Here is a 16,165-nt window from a genome sequence, read left to right as displayed (position 1 = left end):
TTCATGCGTTATTCATTCATTACTGCTTTAGTGTTGTCGGCTTTTTCTTTGTCAGCCAATGCAGAAACCAGTGAGCACATCATAGGTACAAACATTGGCTATGGCGATGTGAACTACGATGCTCCGACAAGCAAAGAATCAGGCGACATGTTCTTAGGGGAAATATATTACCGCTACATGCCAACACATAACTTTGGTATCGAAGCAGGTTATAAAGGCGCGTTTGATGGTATCGGCTCGATACTCGTGAGCCCGATTTCAGAAGTCACCGATACGAGCTTCTCCGGACCTCGCTTGAGTGGCTATGCTAGCTATCCCCTGGGTTCAGGTTTCGAACTGTACGGCAAGGCAGGTGTCACTCTCTACACTCTCGAATACACTTATAAAGTGAACGGTCAGAGCAAGAACATCGAACACTCAAGTGTCGGAGGTGAAGCGGCTGGCGGTATCGGCTGGAGCTATAAACACTTTGGTTTGAATGCAGAATATGTATACTCAAAAAACAGCGATTTTGACTCTAGCGGCGTGATGTTTGGTGCGCAACTGCGTTTTTAAACAAGGCTTACAAGTTAATACAAAAGGCAGCGAGAGGCTCATTCGCTGCCTTTTTTCGTGAATATAGGTCAATACGCAAGCGCGAGAATGATCCCAGCCACGATAGAAGTAACGCCAAGCCCTCGGGTGAGATACCATTTCTCAGACAGAAACCAAATCCCCATAAACAATCCAAACACAATGCTGATTTGCCTTAGTGCTACGACCAAGCTCACGTTGTCTGTCATGGTCATCGCAAACAGTACCAAACCGTAGGTGGATGCCATCATTACCCCCGCCATGCTGGCTGTTTTGCGGATCTGCCACGCAGTCTTAATCTCATCTGGCTTGCCTGTAACCAAGCACCAAACAAGAGCAGGAATACCAATTGCCCAAAACTGCACGCCTAAGTAAAAGATCGCACTGTACTGATCATTCAAGATCTCTGACGCTTGCCCTGTGAGTAAACTCAGCGCTTCTTTATCGACCACCGAGTAACCCGTTGTGCCTATTGCGGCAATCAATGCCCAGAACACACCAACGTTCAAATAAGAGCCCAATGTCATTTGACGAAAGTTCGTCAGTGGTACCAGCATACAACCAAGGGTAATCAGCAAGAATCCAAGCCACTGCTGACTGGATAATTCATGCCCCAATGCCACACTGATTGCGCCGACCATCATCACTGGCAGTGCCCGAGCAATTGGATAAACCACCCCCACGTCCGCGTGCTTATAAGCGACAATCAAACCGACCAAATAAACCATTTGTGAAATGCCGCTAATGAACAGCAATCCCCAAAACTCACTCGGTAATGATGTCCAGCCAATGGTTGCCAAATACCAAATCAAATAAGGGGTAAGAATGAAACATGCAGAAAAGCTGGCCGCCATAGTAAACGCGAGTCCAGAGCCTGAGTTGCTTTTACCAAGGATATTCCAACCCGCATGGAGAACAGCAGAAAAAACGACGAGGCCAATCGCCAACAAATCCATTTCAATGTTCCTGTTTGAATAAAATAAAGGCCCCGAGATGGAGCCTTAGATGATGAGAAAATCCACTTAGCGATTGAGTTCCGCCAGAGATTCAATGCTGATGGCATCGTGTCGCCAATACTCGATATCGCAATCAATCAACTCACCGTGTTGGTTGTAGTTGATGCGCTCCACCACCATCGCTGGCGTGCCGGCTGTCGCGCGCAGTGCTTGAGCCATTTCACCCAACAAAGTGCTGGTTGAAATGCGGTAGCGAATCTTTTGATATGTAACGCCATAATGATCGCGATAAATGTCCGTCAGTGAATTTGATAAATCGTAGTCCAACAGGTTCGGAAACAGCTCTGGGCGAATGTAGTTTGTTACGAATACCACAGGCCTGTCTTCAAGGTATCGCACACGGTCAACTCGATACACATCCGAGAAAGGCTGCAAGTCCAGCAAGCGCGCGGCTTGTTTGTTTGCCAACGTCCCTTTTGCTGCGACCAACTCCGTTTTTGGCACACGATTTTGCGCTTTCGCCATGTTCGGGAAGTTCAGCGTTTGGGTTGGGTCGTAACGCAATGGCTCAGGTGAGATAAACCAACCTCGGCGATCTTCGCGATAGATTCGACCTTCTGCTTCCAGCAGTGATAACGCTTCACGCAAAGTGACGCGTGTAGTATCGAACGACTCCGCCAACTTACGCTCTGCTGGCAGTTTTTGACGCGGCGATAGCATGCCCGCTTCAATCTGTTCAACAATCGAATCTTTAATTTTTACGTATTGCACGAAGTGTCCTTATCTTTTGCGCCAAGCTTGTGTGCGATTTTCTAACAATTTACCCAAAGTCATCTGAACAATCTTCGCAATTGCGGCAGCCATCATGATCATCACAGCCATCGCTGCTGCAGCGCCAGTTTGACCTGCATCGTCCATGTTCAGAATCGAGACCGAAGCCGGAATCGTATAGGTTGAGTAAAGGAATACTACCGCAGAAGTGGTGGTCAATGCATTAACAAACAAGTAAGTCGCAATGTCCAAAATCGCAGGTAAACACACAGGTAATGTCACTTTAAAGAACAACTTGTATTGAGGGAGCTTCACCGATGCCGCCGTGGCTTCAATCTCCGATGGCAACTGCTTTAGCGCTGTCAGGGCTGTCATGTGCCCCACTGTGTAGTAATGCACTACCGTGTTAATCACCAAGAATGCCATGGTGCCATAAAGCACGTTCAGAGGATTGTTCGCATCGTTGAAGTAAAAGATGTAGCCCAAGCCAAGCACCATACCCGGAACTGCCATTGGCACCACGCTAAGCATTTGCATTACCTGACGAATTGGACCAAACGCACGCCCTTTCTCAATGCAGTAAGCACCGACAAAGATGATGGCTGTACCAATAACCGCTGTCCAACCTGCCAGCGTTAGCGAGTTGAAGAATGGGCTCCAACCGTAAGTGCTCATTTCGGCAAAGTTGTAGTTATTTAGCGTCAGCGCTTTGTTCCAAGGCCAGAATGTAACTAACGAGCCATACACCGCCATGCCAAGCACAGCCAGCACTGCAATAGAAATGATGCTGCAGTAAACCAAACAGATGCTGTCGCGCGCTTTGTTAGGTTCTGGCTGATAAGGCACCGAGCGAGTGTCAAATAAGCTTTTTTGCTTTTTCTGAACCCAGCGGTCTGCGCCGAACGCCATTACCGCAGGGAATAGAAGCATAATGCTTGTCACCGCACCCATGGCAAAGTTTTGCTGTCCCACAACTTGTTTGAAGATGTCAGTCGCCAAAACGTTGTAGCTGCCCCCAATCACTTTCGGCACACCAAAGTCCGTGATAACCAGCGTAAAGACGACAATAAGCGTACTGATCAAACCGTATTTCGCCGCAGGTAACGTCACCATAAAGAAGGTTTTGATGGGTGAGGTTTTGAGTGCGCGGGCTGCTTCATACAAGCGGGCATCTGAAGTGCGCAGCGAAGTGGTCAAAATCATCAATGCATGAGGGAAGGTCCAGAAAATCAAACCCATCGAGATACCAATCACGCCGTAAATCGAGTTTCCTAACAGCATCTCTTTAGCAATGCCTTGATTACCGAAAAGGAAGATCAAACTGATCGCCGGCAACAACGAAGGCGCGAGAATCGGCGCAGTACCTAGGATTTGGAACAAACCTTTAAACGGCATGCATGAACGCGTCAGCGCGTAGGCATAGCCAAACGCAAGCACACCCACTACTGAGGTCACAATCACGCCCAAAGTGAAGGTGTTTCCCACCGACACCCACAAGCTTGAAGAGGAAAAGTACGTCGCAAAGTTTGCCAATCCGACAAATTCGCCATTGGCATTTTGCACACTCTTGGTCAACATTGCCCAAAGCGGCATTAAAATGAACAGCACCATCATGGTCGACAAACCAGCGAGCAAACCAAACAACACTAGGTTATCGCGGCTGACACGTCCGAGTAGGGATTTTGCTTTGTCTTGTGTGGTCAGGCTATTCATCGTCATTGTCTTCGCATCCATGTTTACACCTACGCTGCTAGCGCTTTATCAACCGAGGGCACGGCGTAACCATGCAGCCCTTCTTCAGCAAACTGGATGTAACGTACATCGCCCGCCTTGATATTGAGTTTTTGAACCTTTTCCACAGGCACATCCACTACGATGGTTTTCGTTGAGCTGTCGTTTTGCAATACGCAATCAATGCGGAAAAACGCCCCCAAAAACTCGGTAGCCGTAACTCGCACAGGTAAAGAGTTGTTGTAGTTTTCAACGAACTTGATGCTTTCAGGACGCACCGCAAGGTCAAAGCGGTCACCACGTTGAATCTTACGATTGGTCAAGCTTGGCGCTGGCATCAAGGTTTCAGCAATGCGCACTTGGGAGTCCGTTGCAACTGAGGTTTCAATAAAGTTCATGCTGCCGACAAACTCCGCAACAAAGCGCGTTGCTGGTTGTTGGTAGATCTCTTGAGGTGTGCCAACTTGCTCAATCACACCATGGTTCATTACCACGATACGATCCGCCATCGACAACGCTTCGTCCTGATCGTGCGTAACCATGATGGTGGTGATGCCCAGCTTGCGTTGCAGCTTACAAATCTCGTCACGTAAGTGAACACGTACTTTTGCATCCAGCGCTGACAGCGGCTCATCAAGCAGCAGTAGACCCGGAGACAACGCCAATGCACGAGCCAAAGCAACACGCTGCTGTTGACCACCAGAAAGCTGGTTAGGGAATTTCTCGCCAGAGGTTGGAAGACCAATGGTTTCTAGCCAGTAATCTACTTTCTCTAACGCTTCTTTGGTCGACATGCCTTGGTTCTTCAAACCCACCGCAATGTTCTCTTGCACAGTTAGGTTCGGAAACAGCGCGTAAGATTGGAATACGATGCCGAAATCGCGCTTCTCTGGTGGCAAGAATGTTGTCTCTTGACCGTTTTGAAAAATCGCACCAGACGTTGGCAAGTCTAAACCTGCAATGGCACGTAATAAAGTGGTTTTACCGCAGCCAGAAGGACCAAGAAAACAAACGAACTCGCCCTTTTCAATCGCTAGCGAGATTTTCTTTAATGCAGTGAACTGTCCGAATTGCTTCACTACATTTTCAATATTTAGGTAATGTTGGTTAGTTGACATAACACACGCTCCAAATGGTATATACCAACTTTAGTTTTGGAGTGTTACGTTCCAATGACAAATTTATAGCCAGAAGATGACAAATAGATGAAGGGAGATGAGAGTGGTAATTAGAGATTCCCAACTTTCTTAAGTCCGTCATTCCAGCGAACCTAGGTGAGACTAGGAATCTACTTTCAACAAACTCTGAAATAAAAGAGAAAACAAAAAATCCACCTCAACCGAGGTGGATTTCAACATTCAACTCAAAGCAAATTCCATTAAGACTTTGGCTCTGATTTCGCGTCGAACTTCTCAGACCATGCCGCTAGGATCTCTGCACGCTTGCTGCCCATTTGCGCGAAGTCCATCTTCGCCATGTTCTCTTGAACGTTAGGGAAGTTAGATACGGTCGCTTTCACGTCTTTATGTGCAACCACTGGGTACATTTCTACGTAAAGCTCGTTTGCCTCTTTAGAGATTGACCAGTCCACAACACGTTTCGCTGCATCCGATTCTTTTACTAGACCAACCGCTTCTGATTCCCAGCCGATGCCTTTTGGTGTGATAACCGCTAGTGGTGCACCTTGTGTTTTCAGCTTCGCGCCGCGGCTCGCCATCGAGATACCGATAGCCACTTCACCCATACCCGCTTGAACACATGGCTTAGAACCCGAGTGCGTGTAGTGTGCAATGTTCTTGTCTAGGTCACGCATGTAGTTCCATGCCTGATCTTCACCCATGTTTTGTAGCCAAGCAGAAACCTGCATGTAGCCAGTGCCTGAAGAAGCTGGGTTAGGCATTGCAATGTGACCTTTGTAAACCGGCTTTGTTAGGTCTTCCCAAGACGTTGGTTTCGGTAGGTTAAGTTGTTTCGCTACCGCTTCGTTGAAACAAACTGCGTTAAAGAACGCATCGTTACCGAACCAAGCTTGGTTTGATTGAGGGTCGTTTAGATTCGCGTGCAGCTCTTCCAAACCTTTTGGTGTGTAAGGCTTAAGAAGACCTTCATCTTTAAGCAGTGCCATTGACGAGCCAGCAAGACCCCAAACCACTTCCGCTTGAGGGTTGTTCTTTTCTGCCAGCAATTTCGCCGTCATGATACCGGTTGAATCGCGAACCCACTTAATCTTGATATCTGGGTTATCTTTCTCAAACGCAGACTTGTATTTCGCAAGAATGTCAGTTTCGAAAGCGGTGTAAACCGTGACTTCCTGTGCTGCCATTGCATTCGTAGCTAGCAGAGAGACAAGTGCAGCCAGCGATCCTTTCATCAAACGGTTTTTCATCATTTTCTCCAGTTAATTTGGCTAAGTTTTAATTTGGTCTGTACCAGTTGACGATATACACCCTACTGAGCCTTTGTGACGAAATCATGACCATTAAATGGCAGTTTTACGAAAATTATCGATGAATAATCGTTCAATTGATCCGCCATTTTCTGGATATTAAAGTTTTATGAAATTGGAGACTCGCCTATTTACTGCCCTTTTCTTCCTCGCTAGAGTGAACTTGAAATTTGGTGTAGACCAATTAGCCTATTCTGATGGAAATCGAGATGAAAAACGAATACCTACTACTGACTCCAGGTCCTCTATCTACTTCTGAAACAGTACGTGAAGCCATGCTAAAAGACTGGTGTACTTGGGATGATGAATACAACAAAGACATTGTAGAAGTGATCCGCACTAAGCTTGTAAAACTGGCGACGGAGCAAGACGGCTACACCAGCGTACTAATGCAAGGTAGCGGCACCACATCAGTAGAAGCGACGATTGGCAGCGCCATTGGCAAAGATGGAAAATTGTTGGTTGTCGACAACGGTGCTTACGGTGCGCGTATCGCTCAGATCGCTGATTACCTAAATATTCCATGCCATGTAGTTTCCCCAGGCGAAACATCACAGCCACACTTGAACGAGGTGGAAACTGCATTGGCATCGGATCCTGCTATCACACACGTGGCAATTGTTCACTGTGAGACAACCACTGGCATGCTTAACCCAATTGAGGCATTTGCTTCTGCGGCAAAAGCACACGGTAAAGTGGTGATTCTCGATGCCATGTCGAGTTTTGGTGGCATTCCTATCGATATCGCAGAGCTTGGCATCGATTTTATGATCAGCTCTGCAAACAAATGTATTCAAGGCGTACCGGGCTTTGGCTTTGTGATTGCGAAACAAACTGAGCTAGAAAAGTGCCAAGGTCAGGCACGTTCTTTGAGCCTTGATCTGTACGACCAATGGCAGTGCATGGAAGTGAACCACGGCAAATGGCGTTTCACGTCTCCAACGCACACGGTGCGCGCTTTCTACCAAGCCTTGTTAGAACTGGAACAAGAGGGCGGCATTGAAGCGCGTCATCACCGTTACCAAACTAACCAGAAAACACTGGTTGCAGGAATGCGTTCTCTGGGTTTCGAACCACTACTTAGTGATGACCTTCATTCGCCAATCATCACTTCTTTCTACTCTCCGACGCACAGTGATTACCAGTTCAAAGCGTTCTACACACGTTTGAAAGAGCAGGGCTTCGTGATCTATCCGGGTAAGGTATCGAACGCAGATTGCTTCCGCATCGGCAACATTGGCGAAGTTTACCCAGCAGATATCGAGCGCTTAATCGGTGCGATTGAAAAAGCAATGTATTGGCAAGTTGCGTAAAGCAACCTTCTGATTGAGAGAGCGTTATGACTCAGAATATCAAACCGACCCATTTTCGCAGCGAAGGCGATGTCAACACGACACCTGCGCGCCAAGCTTGGAATGCATCGATGGATGACGAACGCACGCAAGCATTACTGAAGCGTGATTCGGAGGTCTTTCTTCATCAAGCCATGTCAACGCCTTGCTTAGATACCTTGGAAGCAGCAGAAGGCATCTACATCCAAGATGCTACCGACAAAAAGTACATGGATTTCCATGGCAATAACGTCCATCAACTGGGCTACGGTCATCCGCATGTGATTAAACGCGTGCAAGAGCAAATTGCCAAACTTCCGTTTTCACCACGCCGTTTTACCAACGAGACCGCGATTGAATGTGCCGAAAAACTCACCCAAATCTGTGGCGGCGAATTGAACCGCGTGCTGTTTGCTCCGGGTGGCACATCTGCAGTTGGCATGGCACTTAAACTAGCGCGCCACATCACGGGCAACTACAAGGTGGTGTCTCTGTGGGATTCTTTCCACGGCGCATCGTTGGATGCCATCTCTGTGGGCGGCGAAGCGTGTTTCCGCCAAGGCATGGGACCATTAATGGCAGGCGTTGAACGCATTCCACCAGCGGTGTCTTATCGTGGTGCTTTCCCGGTCGCGGACGGCAGCGATGTGCATTACGCCGATTACCTCGAATACGTGATTGAGAAAGAAGGCGGCGTGGGCGCGTTTATCGCAGAAGCAGTTCGCAACACGGATGTTCAAGTGCCAAGTAAAGCCTACTGGAAACGCATCCGTGAAATCTGTGACAAACACAATGTCATGCTGATCATCGACGACATCCCTAACGGAATGGGTCGCAGCGGCGAATGGTTTACCTACCAAGCCTACGACATCGAGCCAGATATGCTCTGCATCGGTAAAGGTTTGGGTGGTGGCTTAGTGCCTATCGCAGCCATGGTAACCAAAGACAAATACAACACCGCCGAGCAAATCTCCATGGGTCACTACACTCATGAGAAAAGCCCTATCGGTTGTGCTGCGGCACTGGCAACCATGGAAGCCATTGAGCAAGACGGCTTGCTAGATAAAGCCAAAGCCGACAGCCAGTTCATGCGTGAAAAGCTGCTAGAGATGAAAGCCAAGTACCCTGTGATTGGTGATGTTCGTGGCATTGGCATGTTGTGGGGTATTGAGTTGGTCACTGACCACGAAAGCAAGGCACGCGCGTATGACGAAGCGGAAGCTGTGTTGTACCAATGCCTCAACAATGGTGTGAGCTTCAAGGTATCGCAAGGCAATGTGATTCAACTCAGCCCACCGCTGATCATCACCCGCGAACAACTAACAGAAGCGTTGGCGATCTTCGAAGAAGCCATCGCCAAAGTGTGTAAAGACTTTAACTACTTTTAGGGTCAATAGACCTCAACAAAATCAATTTATTCAGAGCGCGGTTCCAACGAGTGGGCAAGCGCTCTGGCAAGCAAGAAAAAGGATTGAACATGAGCAACTCACCAATTCAAGCAGTGATCTTTGACTGGGCTGGCACTATCGTCGATTTCGGCTCTTTTGCGCCAACCAGCATCTTTGTGGAAGCATTCAAACAAGGCTTTGATTTTGAAATCGACCTTGAAGAAGCGCGCGAACCAATGGGACTTGGTAAGTGGGATCACATCCAAGCTGTGGGTCGCATCCCTGCGGTTGATAAGCGTTGGAATGAGAAGTTTGGTCGCTCAATGACCAGCGAAGACATCGACGCTATCTACGCAGCATTCATGCCTCTGCAAAAAGCAAAAGTGGCAGACCATGCAGACCCAATCCTTAATGTGATTGAAGTTGTGAACGGTCTGAAAGACAAAGGCATCAAGATCGGTTCTTGTTCTGGTTACCCTCGCGAAGTGATGGATGTGCTGATTCCTGTTGCAGCGGATTACGGCTACAAACCGGATTACGTGGTAGCAACGGATGACCTGCCTCAAGGTGGTCGCCCGGCACCATTTATGGCACTGAAGAATGTGATTGAGCTGAATGTAACTGACGTTAATGCGTGCATCAAAGTGGATGACGCAGCACCGGGCATCGATGAAGGTCACAACGCCGGTATGTGGACCGTTGGTTTGCTGCTTTCTGGTAACGAAGCGGGTCTAACGTTTGAAGAATACCAAGCCGCGGACGAAGCAACGCTTGATGCCGCTCGTGAAAAAGCGCGTGCAAAATTGATCAAGAGCTCGCCGCACTACCTTATCGACACCATTGCTGACTTCCCAGAAGTGGTTGCAGATATCGAACGTCGCCTAGCAGCAGGTGAGCGTCCTTAGTCGACAGTCACTATTCTCACGCATAAAAAAACCTCTCAGCATCGAGAGGTTTTTTGTATCACGTATTAGTTTCTAACCAAATGAGGTTAGTTGATCGCAGTACTAGCTCGGCGTTTTAGCTTAAAGCCCATGTCCGTTGCATGCTCTACAGGCTCACCTTTAATGGCTTGCAGTAACTTGTCTGCGGCTTTCGTCCCCATACGTTCGTAATCGAATTCCGCGCAGGTCAAACTTGGGTAGGCGTGCTCACCCATGGAAGAGCCTTCCAAACAGATAATCGCAATGTCGGTCGGGACTTTCAGCACTCGGCGGTGACACTCAAACAACGCGCCAATCGCAATCTCTTCATGGCTACATACCAGAGCATTCAAACTTGAATCGCGCAGCAATAACTTTGCCAACCCTTCCGCACCTAATTGTGAAGATGGCGCTTCGTGGGTGGTTAAGAAATGGTCCGGTGCAAGGTAGTTCTCAATCATCGCGCTTTGCCAGCCGTGTAGCTTACGTTGCAAAGTGGAGTGATCGCCACGCGCACCAATGAAGCCCACGTTCTTGAAGCCTTGTTCAATCACATGCTTGGTACAGGCTTTACCCACCTCAAAATGGTCAACGCCGATATTGAGGTAACTGGCTTTCGAGCTTAACTCAGCAATTTCCAATACTGGCGTGTTCGAGGCTTCCAAAAGCTGATTAGTACGTTGGCTGTGTTCATTACCAAACAACACCACTCCGGCTGGACGGCTCTCAAAAAATGTCGAAAGCAGTTTCTCTTCTTGCTCTACCGAGTAGTCGCTGTAACCAAGCAGCAATTGATAACCCGCCTTGTTCAACGCTTGTTGAAAGCTCGGTAAGAAAAGCGCGCACGCTTTTTCAAACAGGGAAGGAATGATAAGAGCGATGGAGTAACTTTCAGCAGACGCCAAAGCCCCTGCCGCTTTATTCGGGATATAGCCGAGCTCATCAACCACTTGTTGAATCTTTTCTCTCAGCTTGTCAGATACTAGCTCGGGCGTTCGTAATGCTCTCGACACCGTCATGGTGCCTACGCCGGCTTTTTTAGCGACGTCCGCCAAGGTGACATTGCCAGTACTTCTTCGTTTGCGAGGTTCGCTCATTGTTCTTATTTAGTGTTCTCTATTTTCTGCCGCGACATCTTACCACAGCGTTTTAGTGGTTTTGATATTAGCGCATTAGAACTCGATCACAAGCATATGAAACTCGGATGACTGATAAAAATGGTAGCGCTATCACAATTTATGATAGCGCTATCAGATAGCGCTACCATTTGTGATCATTCTCAGGTTTTTCTGACAAATTGATCGATAAAGTACCCATCAACAAAACAACAAACCGGAAAGATCCAATGCTACGTGAACTGATTACCTCTGATGTGATTCGCATCCATTCTGATGCTACTGACTGGAAAGATGCGGTGAGCAAATCCTGTGAAGTACTGATTGAAAATGGCGCGATTGAGCCAAGCTACGTGGACGCTATTTACCGCTCACACGAAGAGCTCGGTCCTTACTACGTGGTAGGTCCTGGTATGGCAATGCCACACGCTCGCCCTGAAGATGGCGTTAACCGTTTGTCTCTTGCAATCACAGTGATTCAAAGCGGCGTGAACTTCGATTCTGAAGGTAACGATCCAGTGAAAATGCTGGTTACGCTAGCCGCGACAGACAGTAACTCGCACGTGGATGCGATTTCTAAACTAGCTGAGTTGTTTATGAATGAAGAGCATGTAGAAGCCATCTGCACCGCTCAAAACACACAAGATGTTCTCGCGGTCATCGAAAAATACTAACTCCTGATGTGCCCTTCGAAATGGGCATACACCCCTATAAAAAGAAAAGGTCTGAATTATGAAAATTATGGTTGTTTGCGGTCACGGTCTTGGTACTAGCCTAATGATGGAAATGAGCATCAAAGGCATCGTGAAAGAATTGAATGTAAACGCAGAAGTGGATCATATCGATCTAGGTTCTGCAAAAGGTACGGATTGTGACATCTTCATCGGTACTAACGACATCGTTGAACAGTTGAATGCACTTGGTGTTGAACCACGTATCGTTGCGCTTGATAACATGGTCGACAAAGTGGCAATGAAAGAGCGTCTATCTGTAGCACTTCAAGAGCTTGGCGCTCTATAAGGTGGCGTTATGGAATTTTTCAGTTTCTTAATGAACGATGTCCTATCAGAGCCGGCGGTTCTGGTAGGTCTTATCGCCCTAATCGGCTTAATTGCCCAGAAAAAACCGGTCACCGAGTGCATTAAAGGCACGGTAAAAACCATTCTTGGTTTCATCGTGCTTGGTGCGGGTGCGGGTCTGGTTGTAACTTCTCTGGGTGACTTTGCGACGATTTTCCAACACGCGTTCGGCATCACTGGCGTGGTTCCAAACAACGAAGCTATCGTCTCTATCGCGCAAGAAGCGTTTGGTAAAGAGATGGCGATGATCATGTTCTTCGGTATGTTAGTGAACATCTTGATCGCTCGCTTCACGCCATGGAAATTCATCTTCCTAACAGGTCACCACACGCTATTTATGTCGATGATGGTAGCGGCGATCCTTGCTTCTAGCGGCATGAAAGGTGTTCCACTGATCGCACTTGGCTCTCTGGTTGTGGGCTCTGTGATGGTGTTCTTCCCTGCGATTGCTCACAAGTACATGAAGCAAGTAACAGGTTCTGACGACGTTGCGATTGGTCACTTCTCTACCCTTTCTTACGTACTAGCGGGCTTTATTGGCAGCAAGTTCGGTAACAAAGAACACTCTACTGAAGAGATGAACGTACCTAAGAGCTTGTTGTTCCTACGTGATACGCCTGTAGCAATCTCGTTCACTATGGGCATCATCTTTATGGTGACGTGTATCTTTGCTGGCGGTGACTTTGTACGCGAAGTTAGCGGTGGTAAGCACTGGTTCATGTTCGCGCTGATGCAATCCATCACATTCGCTGGTGGTGTGTACGTTATCCTTCAAGGTGTACGTATGGTTATCGCAGAAATCGTTCCGGCGTTTAAAGGCATCTCAGACAAACTAGTACCAAACGCGAAACCTGCGCTTGATTGTCCGGTTGTATTCCCATACGCACCAAACGCAGTATTGGTTGGCTTCCTATCGAGCTTTGCGGCGGGTCTTCTGGGCATGTTCCTACTTTACGTGATGGGGCTTACTGTGATTATCCCTGGTGTCGTTCCACACTTCTTTGTAGGTGCAGCGGCAGGTGTATTTGGTAACGCTACAGGTGGTCGTCGCGGTGCAATCTTGGGTGCTTTTGCACAAGGTCTACTGATTACCTTCCTACCAGTATTCCTAATGCCAGTGCTTGGTGACCTAGGCTTTGCTAACACAACCTTTAGTGACGCAGACTTCGGCGCTGTTGGTATCTTACTGGGTCTGATTGTTCGCTAAGTAGCCTGAATATGACTAGCTGATAACTGACTTGATTGATGCGGGAATAGGCTCATCGGCATCAATCCTAGAAAATCTATAGTCATAGCAAATGACTGACTTTAGAAGAAACCAGTTATAGAAAGTAATCGTAGAAAGAAAACAAACGCCCCTCACGTGAGGGGCGTTTTTCTTTTTGGCACTATCTCAAGGAAGTTTGGCTTATTGAAGCGTAGTTCCGTTAGATAGCAGCTTTCTTGTCGGCTCTTGCTCAGTGTATTCGACCGCATCGTGATCCGCGAGCTTATCGACTTCCGCCTGTTCACCCACCACAACCAACACGTGTTGTTTCACCAGAGCGTCGACCACTTCAATGTTGTGCTGACGAAGAAGCGCTCTCACCTCGCTCTCTTTTCCTTCATGATACTTAACAAAGTAGCGTGCAGGTTGCTGCTCGGCTTGATCTTGGCGTTCATCCACGAGAGGAAATCCTTGATTGTTTGCCAAGCTGCTTGAGCTCAGTCCGATTGCCAATAGTGCGGTAGCGCCTACCACAGACAAAGAAAGTAAGGTCAACTTCTTCATAGTCACTCCTTATTGAAAGGTCAGAGTCCAACTGTTGATGGTGCCTGTGTCTCTTCTGGCACTGTCCACCGCTTTTAGTTCCCATGTGCCTTGCGATTCAAAACCAGAAAAATCCGCTTGGAACGTGTTTTTTATATCGTTAGCGCTGCCGCCAGTATTATTGTGAAGTACAACTTCTCCACCAGTCGGTGACGTTAAAGTCACTCGTAGATCACCGATGTAAGTGTGGCTAATATCAACGTCAATACTTACTGTGCCTGAATCACCAGAGCGATCGACTTCTACTGCACTGATTGCGCCAGAAGATTTATTATCTGGAATCGCAACAGGGCTGGTATTTGAGAAGCTAGAGTCCGAAGAGCTACCACCATCAGGTCCATTACAGCCAGCGTCCAAGAACAGCTTCGCCGCTTCAGCATTAACTAGGCCGTGGCCAGTACGGTTGTCTCGACCAGCAACATCAATATCTGTTGCAGTTTTCACTAGGGCATTACGTACTTGCGCTGCTGTACAGGTTGGGTGGTAACTCCACACCAAGCCAGCTACGCCCGTTACGTGCGGTGTCGCCATTGATGTACCATTGTAGTACTCGTAATCTTCACCAGAGGTTGTTGCAACAGTAATTTCCTGACCAACATACCCCAATAGCTCTTGACCAAATGCACGATCAACCGTTACCGAAACCATACGATAAGCGTTGTTTGTGTCTACCAAGAAAGGGTTTTGTAAACCAGGTAGTTCAGAGTTGCTGTATACGATTGCAGCTCGCGCACCCGCATTGTAACAAGCCTGAACCGCATCTACTTCAGGGTAGTTTCCTGAAGACTGGTTGCCGATACGCTCAGTCAAACAAATTTTGCCCGACATATCACCACAGTTAACGTTACCGCCAGATACATCACAGCTATCTAGCGTTGCAGTTACTGAACCCGCGATTGGATCCGGAACATACGAAGAACCGTTATTGATCAAACGATTGTGAGGAACAATCCCACGATCAAACTGACTGACACCATTCAAGGTAATATCAGAAAGTTTACCTTCACCTACCGTAACCGTTGATAAGATCGCCACACCCGGGCCTGAGATCTCAACTTGATTAGTAGATTGTGAGAACGCTGCATGATCATTTTGATTATCAACAGCCGCAACAGACATCACTGAGTCATAAGAAGCTGGATAGCTGTGCGCTGTATTGCCATCATTACCCGCTGCGGCGATCAATAGAACGCCTTGATCGTAAATATTTTGCAGTGCATTTTGCTCAGTTCGGCTTGATTGACTACCACCAAGGCTCATGTTCACAACGTTAGCACCATTATCGGCACAGGTTTGGATTGCTTTAACAAGCCCAGATGAGTAACCCCAACCCGATTCGTTAAATACTTTCACGATGTGCAAATTCACATTCTGGTTTGGCATCACACCCTTTACACCTTCGGTGTTGGCAATCGCAGCAATCGTACCCGCGACGTGAGTACCGTGGGCATTGTTGTTACCCGGATCACTCCATGATCCCGTACCACTATCGTTAGTACCAGCAACGCGGTTTCCGCTTAGGTCGTTGTGCGAAATGTCGTACCCTGAATCGATAATACATACAGTGCGATTACCCGCATTGAAGTCAGCTAACAGTTGAGCATTAACCGCTTCATATCCCCATGGAGTCGTTTCGCTGAGCAAATAGCGAGGTGGATCGACTTCCACGTATTCCACATCACTACGGTTGCGAAGCGGCTCTAAGTCATCGCCATCCAATTCAACGCTGTAAATGGCGCGATTACCCAGTTTTTCCACCTTACGTGCCTTCACCTGTTCTAGAACAGACTCCTGCGCGATTCGTGGCCCCCAGAATGAGTTACCACCCATTGAAGAACGGCTGACTGCATCTTCTTTGAATTTGACGATGTACTTCGTCGGTAACTTAGATTCATCAAATCCCATTGGTGGAGCCGCAAACGCTGACATCGAAGTGGTCAGTGCTATTGCTACGGCAGACAACGAAAATAAGCCTTGTTTTTTACTTGTTGTGTAGTGCATTTGCCCTATTCCTTATTTGAGCTAATTTTTATTCACTATAT

Annotated in this window: 15 protein-coding genes; 7 read left to right on the top strand and 8 right to left on the bottom strand. The window is 47.7% G+C overall.

Features of this window, described 5'->3' with window-relative positions:
• The first annotated feature begins 3 nt into the window (after nt 1–3).
• Nucleotides 4–555 (top strand): outer membrane beta-barrel protein, encoded by a 552-nt coding sequence (locus R7P67_RS14920; protein WP_005374044.1) that lies wholly within the window; start codon nt 4–6, stop codon nt 553–555.
• Nucleotides 556–623: 68 nt separating this feature from the next.
• Here the strand turns inward: R7P67_RS14920 and R7P67_RS14915 are convergent, their stop codons facing one another.
• The 5 genes from R7P67_RS14915 to R7P67_RS14895 form a co-directional block, all read right to left on the bottom strand.
• Nucleotides 624–1,529 (bottom strand): EamA family transporter, encoded by a 906-nt coding sequence (locus R7P67_RS14915; protein WP_262583525.1) that lies wholly within the window; start codon nt 1,527–1,529, stop codon nt 624–626.
• Nucleotides 1,530–1,595: 66 nt separating this feature from the next.
• Nucleotides 1,596–2,300 carry a phosphonate utilization transcriptional regulator PhnR gene (gene phnR / locus R7P67_RS14910; RefSeq protein ID WP_005442366.1) on the bottom strand — a complete coding sequence of 235 codons (705 nt, stop codon included), beginning with the start codon at nt 2,298–2,300 and terminating at the stop codon, nt 1,596–1,598.
• A 9-nt stretch (nt 2,301–2,309) separates the two neighbouring features.
• The gene (locus R7P67_RS14905; RefSeq protein ID WP_258660775.1) at nt 2,310–4,034 is read right to left on the bottom strand and encodes a putative 2-aminoethylphosphonate ABC transporter permease subunit; all 1,725 of its coding nucleotides are present in this window, start codon (nt 4,032–4,034) and stop codon (nt 2,310–2,312) included.
• 8 nt (nt 4,035–4,042) lie between these two features.
• A complete protein-coding gene (locus tag R7P67_RS14900) occupies nt 4,043–5,149 on the bottom strand; it encodes a putative 2-aminoethylphosphonate ABC transporter ATP-binding protein (RefSeq protein ID WP_258660772.1) in 1,107 nt (368 codons plus the stop codon).
• Between the two features lie 260 nt (nt 5,150–5,409).
• Nucleotides 5,410–6,420, bottom strand: a complete 1,011-nt coding sequence (locus tag R7P67_RS14895; protein ID WP_114323473.1) for a putative 2-aminoethylphosphonate ABC transporter substrate-binding protein — start codon at nt 6,418–6,420, stop codon at nt 5,410–5,412.
• Between the two features lie 266 nt (nt 6,421–6,686).
• Here R7P67_RS14895 and phnW point away from each other — a divergent pair, with 266 nt between their 5' ends.
• The 3 genes from phnW to phnX all read left to right on the top strand — a co-directional run bounded on the left by phnW (nt 6,687) and on the right by phnX (nt 10,101).
• Nucleotides 6,687–7,790, top strand: coding sequence for a 2-aminoethylphosphonate--pyruvate transaminase (gene phnW / locus R7P67_RS14890; protein WP_262652622.1), 1,104 nt, complete (start codon nt 6,687–6,689; stop codon nt 7,788–7,790).
• 26 nt (nt 7,791–7,816) lie between these two features.
• Nucleotides 7,817–9,196, top strand: coding sequence for an aspartate aminotransferase family protein (locus R7P67_RS14885; protein WP_262652621.1), 1,380 nt, complete (start codon nt 7,817–7,819; stop codon nt 9,194–9,196).
• An 89-nt stretch (nt 9,197–9,285) separates the two neighbouring features.
• Complete coding sequence (gene phnX / locus R7P67_RS14880; RefSeq protein WP_005384359.1) at nt 9,286–10,101, top strand: phosphonoacetaldehyde hydrolase; 816 nt, start codon at nt 9,286–9,288, stop codon at nt 10,099–10,101.
• 86 nt (nt 10,102–10,187) lie between these two features.
• On the opposite strand, the gene R7P67_RS14875 is transcribed toward phnX, so the two are convergent.
• Nucleotides 10,188–11,216, bottom strand: coding sequence for a LacI family DNA-binding transcriptional regulator (locus R7P67_RS14875; protein WP_005384358.1), 1,029 nt, complete (start codon nt 11,214–11,216; stop codon nt 10,188–10,190).
• A gap of 248 nt (nt 11,217–11,464) precedes the next feature.
• Between R7P67_RS14875 and R7P67_RS14870 the strand changes: the two genes are divergently transcribed.
• The 3 genes from R7P67_RS14870 to R7P67_RS14860 are packed head-to-tail and all read left to right on the top strand — an operon-like array spanning nt 11,465 to nt 13,520.
• Nucleotides 11,465–11,908, top strand: coding sequence for a PTS sugar transporter subunit IIA (locus tag R7P67_RS14870; protein ID WP_005374077.1), 444 nt, complete (start codon nt 11,465–11,467; stop codon nt 11,906–11,908).
• A gap of 58 nt (nt 11,909–11,966) precedes the next feature.
• Nucleotides 11,967–12,254, top strand: a complete 288-nt coding sequence (locus tag R7P67_RS14865; protein WP_005374080.1) for a PTS sugar transporter subunit IIB — start codon at nt 11,967–11,969, stop codon at nt 12,252–12,254.
• 9 nt (nt 12,255–12,263) lie between these two features.
• The gene (locus tag R7P67_RS14860) at nt 12,264–13,520 is read left to right on the top strand and encodes a PTS ascorbate transporter subunit IIC (RefSeq protein WP_005384349.1); all 1,257 of its coding nucleotides are present in this window, start codon (nt 12,264–12,266) and stop codon (nt 13,518–13,520) included.
• A gap of 201 nt (nt 13,521–13,721) precedes the next feature.
• Here the strand turns inward: R7P67_RS14860 and R7P67_RS14855 are convergent, their stop codons facing one another.
• Together R7P67_RS14855 and R7P67_RS14850 are read right to left on the bottom strand one after the other, a co-directional pair.
• Nucleotides 13,722–14,084 (bottom strand): ATPase, encoded by a 363-nt coding sequence (locus tag R7P67_RS14855; protein ID WP_011999176.1) that lies wholly within the window; start codon nt 14,082–14,084, stop codon nt 13,722–13,724.
• 9 nt (nt 14,085–14,093) lie between these two features.
• On the bottom strand, nt 14,094–16,124 hold the full coding sequence (locus R7P67_RS14850; RefSeq protein ID WP_053307150.1) for a S8 family serine peptidase: 2,031 nt from the start codon (nt 16,122–16,124) through the stop codon (nt 14,094–14,096).
• Nucleotides 16,125–16,165 lie beyond the last annotated feature (41 nt).

The organism is Vibrio sp. Vb0937 (genome assembly GCF_033338855.1).
The sequence above is the reverse complement of the archived record's forward strand: the minus strand, read 5'-3'. Positions and strand labels throughout refer to the sequence as shown.

Coding starts and splice junctions, on each gene's coding strand:
- R7P67_RS14850 (WP_053307150.1), bottom strand. CDS start 16,124: ATGCACTACACAACAAGTAAAAAACAAGGCTTATTTTCGTTGTCTGCC.
- R7P67_RS14905 (WP_258660775.1), bottom strand. CDS start 4,034: ATGGATGCGAAGACAATGACGATGAATAGCCTGACCACACAAGACAAA.
- R7P67_RS14875 (WP_005384358.1), bottom strand. CDS start 11,216: ATGAGCGAACCTCGCAAACGAAGAAGTACTGGCAATGTCACCTTGGCG.
- R7P67_RS14915 (WP_262583525.1), bottom strand. CDS start 1,529: ATGGATTTGTTGGCGATTGGCCTCGTCGTTTTTTCTGCTGTTCTCCAT.
- R7P67_RS14885 (WP_262652621.1), top strand. CDS start 7,817: ATGACTCAGAATATCAAACCGACCCATTTTCGCAGCGAAGGCGATGTC.
- R7P67_RS14920 (WP_005374044.1), top strand. CDS start 4: ATGCGTTATTCATTCATTACTGCTTTAGTGTTGTCGGCTTTTTCTTTG.
- R7P67_RS14865 (WP_005374080.1), top strand. CDS start 11,967: ATGAAAATTATGGTTGTTTGCGGTCACGGTCTTGGTACTAGCCTAATG.
- R7P67_RS14895 (WP_114323473.1), bottom strand. CDS start 6,420: ATGATGAAAAACCGTTTGATGAAAGGATCGCTGGCTGCACTTGTCTCT.
- R7P67_RS14860 (WP_005384349.1), top strand. CDS start 12,264: ATGGAATTTTTCAGTTTCTTAATGAACGATGTCCTATCAGAGCCGGCG.
- R7P67_RS14900 (WP_258660772.1), bottom strand. CDS start 5,149: ATGTCAACTAACCAACATTACCTAAATATTGAAAATGTAGTGAAGCAA.
- R7P67_RS14855 (WP_011999176.1), bottom strand. CDS start 14,084: ATGAAGAAGTTGACCTTACTTTCTTTGTCTGTGGTAGGCGCTACCGCA.
- phnW (WP_262652622.1), top strand. CDS start 6,687: ATGAAAAACGAATACCTACTACTGACTCCAGGTCCTCTATCTACTTCT.
- phnX (WP_005384359.1), top strand. CDS start 9,286: ATGAGCAACTCACCAATTCAAGCAGTGATCTTTGACTGGGCTGGCACT.
- R7P67_RS14870 (WP_005374077.1), top strand. CDS start 11,465: ATGCTACGTGAACTGATTACCTCTGATGTGATTCGCATCCATTCTGAT.